The sequence below is a fragment of the Caldibacillus sp. 210928-DFI.2.18 genome, assembly GCF_020554505.1.
In the GTDB taxonomy this organism is placed as follows: Bacteria; Bacillota; Bacilli; order Bacillales; family Caldibacillaceae; genus Caldifermentibacillus; species Caldifermentibacillus hisashii.
The window spans coordinates 1-7,983 of the sequence record NZ_JAJCHL010000117.1; the positions used below are offsets into that span (position 1 = coordinate 1).

The 7,983-nt window shown below is 38.2% G+C and carries 6 protein-coding genes, 1 pseudogene and 1 riboswitch; all 7 genes and pseudogenes read right to left on the reverse strand.

The features are described from left to right. Nucleotides 1-165 precede the first annotated feature (165 nt). A pseudogene (locus tag LIZ98_RS16050) lies at nucleotides 166-1,103 on the reverse strand (SDR family NAD(P)-dependent oxidoreductase). 177 nt (nucleotides 1,104-1,280) lie between these two features. After that, nucleotides 1,281-1,850, reverse strand: a complete 570-nt coding sequence (locus tag LIZ98_RS16055; protein ID WP_227140252.1) for a TetR/AcrR family transcriptional regulator — start codon at nucleotides 1,848-1,850, stop codon at nucleotides 1,281-1,283. Nucleotides 1,851-2,091: 241 nt separating this feature from the next. Beyond that, complete coding sequence (locus LIZ98_RS16060) at nucleotides 2,092-3,246, reverse strand: cation:proton antiporter (RefSeq protein ID WP_227140251.1); 1,155 nt, start codon at nucleotides 3,244-3,246, stop codon at nucleotides 2,092-2,094. A gap of 438 nt (nucleotides 3,247-3,684) precedes the next feature. Beyond that, nucleotides 3,685-4,749: a ribonucleotide-diphosphate reductase subunit beta gene (locus tag LIZ98_RS16065; RefSeq protein WP_227140250.1), complete on the reverse strand. Its 1,065-nt coding sequence runs from the start codon at nucleotides 4,747-4,749 to the stop codon at nucleotides 3,685-3,687. Then, the gene (locus tag LIZ98_RS16070) at nucleotides 4,701-5,147 is read right to left on the reverse strand and encodes a flavodoxin (protein ID WP_034767354.1); all 447 of its coding nucleotides are present in this window, start codon (nucleotides 5,145-5,147) and stop codon (nucleotides 4,701-4,703) included. Before LIZ98_RS16070 ends, LIZ98_RS16065 begins: the two co-directional genes overlap by 49 nt. Nucleotides 5,148-5,200: 53 nt before the next feature. Continuing rightward, nucleotides 5,201-7,465, reverse strand: coding sequence for a ribonucleoside-diphosphate reductase subunit alpha (locus LIZ98_RS16075; RefSeq protein ID WP_227140249.1), 2,265 nt, complete (start codon nucleotides 7,463-7,465; stop codon nucleotides 5,201-5,203). 118 nt (nucleotides 7,466-7,583) lie between these two features. Then, nucleotides 7,584-7,766: riboswitch (cobalamin riboswitch) on the reverse strand. Continuing rightward, a partial coding sequence (locus tag LIZ98_RS16080; protein WP_227203132.1) for a hypothetical protein occupies nucleotides 7,757-7,983 on the reverse strand: 227 nt, incomplete at its 5' end. (Overlaps the previous riboswitch by 10 nt.)

The following is a 7,983-nucleotide window of genomic DNA, read 5'->3' on the forward strand; positions in this document are numbered from 1 at the left end:
GAAGTGGTCTCGTCGCCAAAAAATGCGGTTTTGCGGCACAAAACGACGACGAGAAAAGGTCTCGCCGCCAAAAAGTGGAGTTTCTCGACTCAAAATGGTGACGAGAACAGGTGTCATCGCTAAAAATTGCCATTTCACGCCTCAAAAATGCCGACGAGAACTATATTATACTTTTACCGTTCCTCTCATATAGTCAATCGTTTGTTTCAGTCCATCATAATAAGATGTTCGAGGTAGCGGGCCGATTCGTCTTTCAAATTTTTCGCCTGATAACACAACCGGATCTTCATTCAAGTAAAACAATTCAACTACTTCACGCATCATTGGGTTAAATAATCCGAGCATTTGAATCATTGATTTTGTAACCGTAAAGACTTTTTTATTATAGCCGGTTAACTCCCGAATAATCTTGACTATTTCCTCTCCTGTAATGACACTATGTCCGGGAATATTCCACTCTTCCCCATAGCTTGTTTCATTTAAGGCAAGTTCCACCAGCGCTTTAGCACCATCCGGGGTGAAAATGAACTCTCTTGCAATCTTTTGATTCCCTATGTAGATGGACGGTTTATTTGCCAAAGCCCTCTGTAAGGTATAATGAAGAAGTGTATTTTCAGCATTTGGTCCATAAAAATCAGGAAAGTGAGCAATAAAAGATTTATTATTTGCTTGCATGACCATGTTTGCCACTTGAAGTCGAATATTTCCCTTCTTCGTATGTGGGTTTTTCGGTGTTTGTTCATTTACCTTTATACCGGGATTCTTCCCATATGCATAAATATTATCAACCAAGGCTAATTTAATGTTCTTCGTTTCGGTAACTTGAACAACTTGACCGATAAAGTTGACAAGTTTTTCTTCCCACTCAGGATAGGGAATATTTGCTGCTTGAAAAATAATGTCCACATTTGCTGCAGCTTCCATCAAATCCTCTAATTTAAAAATATCACCTGTAAAATTACATTTTGCTTAGCACTGAAAAGTTTCTCTAGCTTCTTTTTTGTCCGTGCAAAAGCGATAACTTCGATTCCCCTGTCAGTCAACTCGTTCACAATAGAATACCCCATACCCCCGGATGCGCCCAAGACTAATGCTCTTTTCATAAAGATTCCTCCTAAAATTTTATTAACCGCTGGTCAAATGTTATTAAAAAAATGGTTACCACCCCAAAAGCCCATTATTAAAAAGAGAACGCTCAATTTACAATGTATTGAAACTCGATAAATCTAAATAACATTATTTTTGACGAAATTTTCCAATAAAATCTTTGGGGGTGCTAATCACAAAATTGATTTTAACAAAAAGTTGACATGAAACTGAGCTAATTGTTCCACTTCATTATAAGAAACAACATGGCGAATATAATGTGTCACAAATCCGTGTAAGGAGAGGAAGATACACCAAATTTCTTGAATCGTTAATTTTCCATCACTTAGTAGAGATAATGCTTGGGCAAATTTATCATAACTTTTATTTGGTCCCTGATTAATAAAGTTTAATACATCTTCTTCTTTAATTAAAAACATGATTTCGTAATGATTTTGATAAGTTAATCCAAATTTGATAAACCCTAACATAATTTTTTTCAATTTTTCTGTGGAATGGAGATCTTCATTCATAATATGATCTAAAACCTGGTCTAACATTTGAAAGTGTTCTTCGACGAGTGCATAAAATAGCTCTGCTTTATTTTTAAAATGGTAGTAAATTGCCCCATGACTACAATTTAATTCTTTCGCAACTTGCCTCATTGATACATGTTGATAACCTTTTGTCACAAATAATTCCCGTGCCCGGTCCATAATCATTTCCCTTGAAAGCTCTTGTTCAGCGAATTTTCTTGGCGCCATTAGTATCCTCCTTATTAACCACTGGTCAATTAAAGTTTAGTTGAAAATATGAAAATTGTCAATCAAATAAATCGGTAACCTTTTACTTTGGTACAGCCAATAAGTAAACAATTTTCTTCTCAACCGCAAAGACTATGCTTTGAAGGACCCAACCAGCTATACGTAAAACCTAAAATATGAACGTATAAGAAAGTCAGCAACTATAGTCATAGATGCTGACAGACCCATTTCAAGAATCAAATTAGTTACGGACTGATTGTGTTTGATTTTTCGATTGGAAAAACCATTTCATCATTGGGGGTGTAACAACGGTCGTTATAATAACAACAGCGATGGACGAAGCATATAAATCTTGGGTAATTAAATTTGCAGATAAGCCCATTGTCGCTACGATTAATGCAACTTCACCCCGGGAAACCATTGCCGAACCAATTCCCATTGAGCTATTCCAACCAAATCCGGATAGTTTAGCACCCAGTCCCGCACCTACAAATTTAGTTAAGATCGCCAATATACTAAGGAGAATAATCGTACCTAAATGATCGAGAATACCTGTAAACTCCGCCGAAATACCAATATAGGCAAAAAATACGGGAACAAAAATCGAGTAACTAATCGTTTCCACTTTTTCAAAAACTTCATGCTTGAATTTGGTCAGGCTAATGGCTATACCGGCAATATAAGCTCCAATAATATTAGCAACCCCCGTGTATTCAGCTGCAAATGAATAGACAAAACAAATAAACAAAGCAGTTGAAATTACCGTTTCACTAACCGGTAACTTTGTAAAATGATTCATTACCCATGGGACCACTTTCCAAGCAATTACAATAGCTACGGCAAAGAACAATACTTTCTTGATTACTAATGTTGTTAACGATATATCCCCACCACCAACAAAACTCATTAAGAAGGCTAAAATGATCATGACAACAACATCATCAATAACGGCTGCCCCTAATATCGTCGTACCTTCAGGAGTTTTTAACTGATTCAGTTCTTTTAGGGTTTGAACAGAAATACTTACACTTGTCGCTGATAGCATAACACCTAAAAACCAAGATTGTAAGTTCGTTAAATCCATTATTGCCCCTGCAAGATATCCTAAAAATAACGGGACGATAATTCCGCCGAAACCCACAAGGGTTGATGACTTTCCGGAACGTTTAAATTCATCAAGATCCGTTTCTAGTCCGGCGATGAACATGAGCAGGATAACACCAATTGTACTAAATGTTGATAGTGTATCTGACGCACTGATTAGTCCGAAAACAGAAGGCCCTAATAAAATCCCGACAATGATTTCTCCCAATACGGAAGGTTGACCAAACTTTATACTCAGGCTTCCCGCAAGTTTGGCTGCAAAAATAATAAGTGCTAATTGAAGAATAAACATAAGATTCCACCTTTCCCTATTTTATTAAAATTCCCATCTATCTTTTTTGTAAACCCGAATTCTTGCGGTAGGGGGCTTAAGATCAGGATAACAACATACAAAAAGAGCCTGTTACTAAGGGTATACTTATCCCTTGGTGACAGACTCCTCCTAATTAAACTTCTACATATTCAATTGTACTTCTATATTCGTTTCGTTTATATATTGGTATCCTATCATAAAAAATCAAGGAAATAAAGTAAAAAACAATCTCTTTAATGGATGCTCATGAAAAATCTGGATTACAATCGGTATAGTGAAAAACATTGACTAATCAACCAAAGTAATCCTCGTTTAGAACAAAGACAATGGTCCATTATTCGCGGATCTGAACGCCCACCACCTCCTTAAACAATCAGAGGAGTGTAGGAGATAGGCTATTTGTCACTTTTTATATAATTACAGCTCATCAAACCCGTTCAAATCCCCGACTTTGGTGTACTGCCGGGATTTTTGTTCGAAAAAGTCGGTTTTTGTATCATCGAAATTGTCAATATAGGCACGGATCCATTTCATCGGATTTTCGGTATGATCCGAATATAAATCACTTAATCCCAATAAACGAAGCATTTTGTTGGCACGGTATTTAATATAGCCCTCCATTTCCACTAAATCAATCCCGTCAATGTCGGACAAAACATAACGACTCCAAATGGTTTCTTGCTCAACGGCATATTGAAACTGTTCATAAACCCAGTCGGTAAATTGCTCTGTATTATACGCAGGGTTTTCCGCCAGTGTTGCTCGAAACAGCTCACTTATAAATTTACCGTGCTGCAATTCATCCCGATTTATATAAGAAATCATTGTCGATGTACCGACCATTTTTTGCTGTCTTGCCAAATGATAAAAGAAGGCAAAACCGGAATAAAAGAATAAACCTTCAAGTAAAGAGCTGTAAACCATCGTTTTTAACACATGTATAATGGTCGGTTCAGCCGCAAAGGTATTATATACATCCATAATTCGTTCATTCCGTTTTAATAAAACCGGATCCCGCCGACCGGTTTCAAATGATTCCAATTGCCGGTCAAATGTCGTAACCGATGACAACACATAGGCGTAACTGTGATTATGCTCGCTTTCTTGGTCGGCAATTGTTGCCATAATTGATTTTACCGATGGATCGGTGGCAAAATCGGCAATCCGCATCGCAATATCGGTTTGCGGTCCGTCCAATGTAGCCAATAAGCCAATAATCTTCAAAAAAGCTTCTTGTTCGGCCGCGGAAAGTTGGGGAAATTGTTTAATGTCATGCGTCATATCGACTTCACTTGCCCGCCAGAATAACGCGCGAATTTGTTCCCGATAATCATAGAAATGCGGATAAGCGAGATCATTCCAATTTAATATTCCGCTTGCTTTTCCGCCAAACAAAGCCGTCGATTTATTTGGATTTTCCGGTTCTAAAACTTTTACTTTATTAAGTATTGCTGACAATAGTTGACAACTCCTTCTGTCCATTGGATTACTTTCCCTTCTTGGGTACCCCGCGGACTTTGTTCAATTTTTAACGGAGGCAGGGGGGAAGCATAAAACTTCGCCAATTTGTCTGCAGCTTTACAAAACAAATCATCCCCGCCAAATTGTGTGTCACCGGTGCCAAAAACAAAGACATTTTCCGGTTTATAGCCCAGTTGATAAACAAAGTCCTTAACGATTTTGGGAGTAGCTCCTTTTGCCCAAGTAAAACTCCCCAAAAACAGTGCATCAAACATGGAAGGGTCCGGTATCGAGAGGTTTCGATTGGTAATCCGATACATGTCTACCGTTGCCCCTTCTTCCGATAAATTGCCGGAGATTAGTTCAGCCACTTCTTTTGTATTCCCGCTGAAACTTGCATAGCAAACCATAGCGCGCATTTATTGTCATCTCCTTCAATGTTTGTCAATATGATTCAAACAACATTTAGAAATTAAGAGGCACACCATTCGCACTCCTCGATATCCGTGGCAGTTGAACGGACGTAATAGGTTGACTTTATCCCTGATTTCCAAGCTTGTATGTGTAAGTCCAATAAAATTTGCGCTTTAATTGTATGCGGTACATAAAAATTAAATGAAATTGATTGATCAATATGGCGAGTGCGCGCTGCATTTTGCTTAATTGACCAGCGTTGATCGACAATATATGCGGATCGCCGATAAATATCATATGTTCGATGGTCCAAGTCAGGAGCAACAACCGGCAATTTATAATCTTTCTTTTCCTCATAGTAAAACGGTTTAAAGATCGGGTCGATACTCGCTGTAGAGCCGGCGATAACCGACGTACTTGAGTTCGGTGCGACTGCCATCAAGTAACCGTTACGAATGCCGTATTTTTTCACATTAAGCATAATGTTGTTCCATTCCCCGGCATTGTCTCCGGTCATATAGCCTCGATCTTGGAAATAAGCTCCTGTCTGCCAATCACTACCTTCAAAAAGTGGATACGCTCCTTTTTCTTTTGCTAAGTCTGCGCTGGCCTTTATTGTCAACATGGCAATTTTTTCATATAATTGATCAGCCAATTGAACAGCTTCATCTGATTCCCAATGAATCCCTTTAAGCGCCAACAAGTGATGCCAGCCAAATGTACCGAGTCCGATAGAACGATATTTTTTATTCGTGGCCGTGGCCTGTTTTACTTCAATTGTGTTCAAATCAATGACATTATCAAGCATCCGAACTTGAATCGGAATGAGCCGATCAAGTACATCGTCCGGAACGGCTTTTCCCAAATTGACTGAGGATAGATTACATACAACCATATCGCCAACTTTTTTATAGGTAATGATTGTATCGCCGTCAATCGTTTCATTATATTGGACGGTTGGTGACATATTTTGCATAATTTCGGTACAAAGATTGCTGGAATAAATCATGCCGGCATGTTTATTTGGGTTTTTCCGGTTTACCTCATCCCGATAAAACATAAACGGCGTACCGGTCTCGAGTTGTGACTTCATCATTCGTATCATAATTTGAATCGCTGGAACTTTTGTTTTCGAAAGGGCATCATTTTCTACACATTGAAAATATTTTTCCCGGAATGAACCTTCTCCTTTTTTCTCATCATAAAAATCTTCCAAGCGAAATCCCATGACTTTTTCCACTTCAAGCGGGTCAAATAAGTACCAGTCTCCTCTTTTCTCCACTTGTTCCATAAAAAGCTCAGGAATACAAACACCGATAAAAATATCGTGGGCACGCTGTCTTTCGTCACCATTATTTAATTTCAGGTCTAAAAAGGAAAGAATATCGGCATGCCAAACATCAAGGTAAACGGCAACAGCTCCTTTTCGCCGCCCAAGCTGATCGACACTAACCGCTGTGTTATTCAGCTGTTTAATCCAAGGAATAACACCGGACGATGCTCCTTTAAACCCTTTAATGGAACTTCCTCGACTCCGTACTTTCCCAATATAAACGCCAATTCCACCACCACTTTTTGAAAGTCTTGCTACATCGGTGTTTGAGTTATAAATATCAATCAATGAATCTTCTACGGTATCAATAAAACAACTGGATAATTGACCGTAAGAGAGTCCGGCGTTTGCCAAAGTCGGGGTTGCCACAGTCATATACAGATTCGATAATGCCCAGTAAGCTTCACGTACGAGTACAGAGCGTAATTCTTTCGGTTCGTCTTGCATAAGAAATAAAGCAATCGTAAGCCAACGTTCCTGAGGTAATTCATACGTATTTTTCTCATGGTCCGTGACTAAATATCTCGTAGCTAATGTGTGTAAACCAATATAGTCAAAAAGAAAATCACGTTCCGGCTCAATGATGTTTGCTAATTCCATGATTTCTTGTTTTGTATATTTTTCTAGTATTTTTGGAGAATAAATGCCTTTATCAACGAGTATTTTTTGTAAATGGTAATAGTCTCCATATTTTTGTTCTGCCGGATAGCCGCGGTTCTTGCTTGCTTTTTTATACAGCTGGTCAAGATAAAATCGTGCAGCTATATAGGACCAGGCACGATTTGCTTCATCAACGTTTTCAAGCGCAGTGGTAATGAATAATTTCGTTAATTGATCGGAGTTTATATTTTTCTTGAATTCAACACTTCGAAAAATTTTTTCTTTATACTCGGTTGTGTCAATGGCGGGAAAAGGGTTTGTCATTTGATCAATGATGGCCGCCAATTCTTTTTGATTGATTCCTTCATGTTCTAGTGTAGTTGTTGCCATAAAATCATCCTCCAATTAAACTAAAAAAATCCGCTCAAGGGAAGCGGATTAAACGATAGAAAGAAGCATACATAAAGTATCTTACTATCGTTTCATCTCCTTATCCCCCGAAGAATTGAAACTTGAACAAGTTATGGCAGGTCTCCTGACTTATGCTTCATCCTACTTAGATTCCTTCCCGCATCAAAGGAGATGCAGTGGTTTATATCCTTTCGTCGCAGTTACAGTTGCGGGGACAGTTCCGGATTTTCACCGGATTCCCTATTAAGCTTCTAAAAGCACCTTAACTTGCTAGTTTTCAATATATTGTGTATTTAATGGGCTGGCTAATACTTTATATAGTATTGTAATGATAATAACATGAATTTGAATTGAAGGCAACAACTGGAAAACGAATGATAGAAAAATTCTTTTCCTGATTGATGGGCAGTCTTTCGCATACGTAGGGGTTGCTGAACAAACAAAAAAAACCAAATAGGAGAAGGATTTATGAGCTTTTTGTCGAATATAAAGTGTAA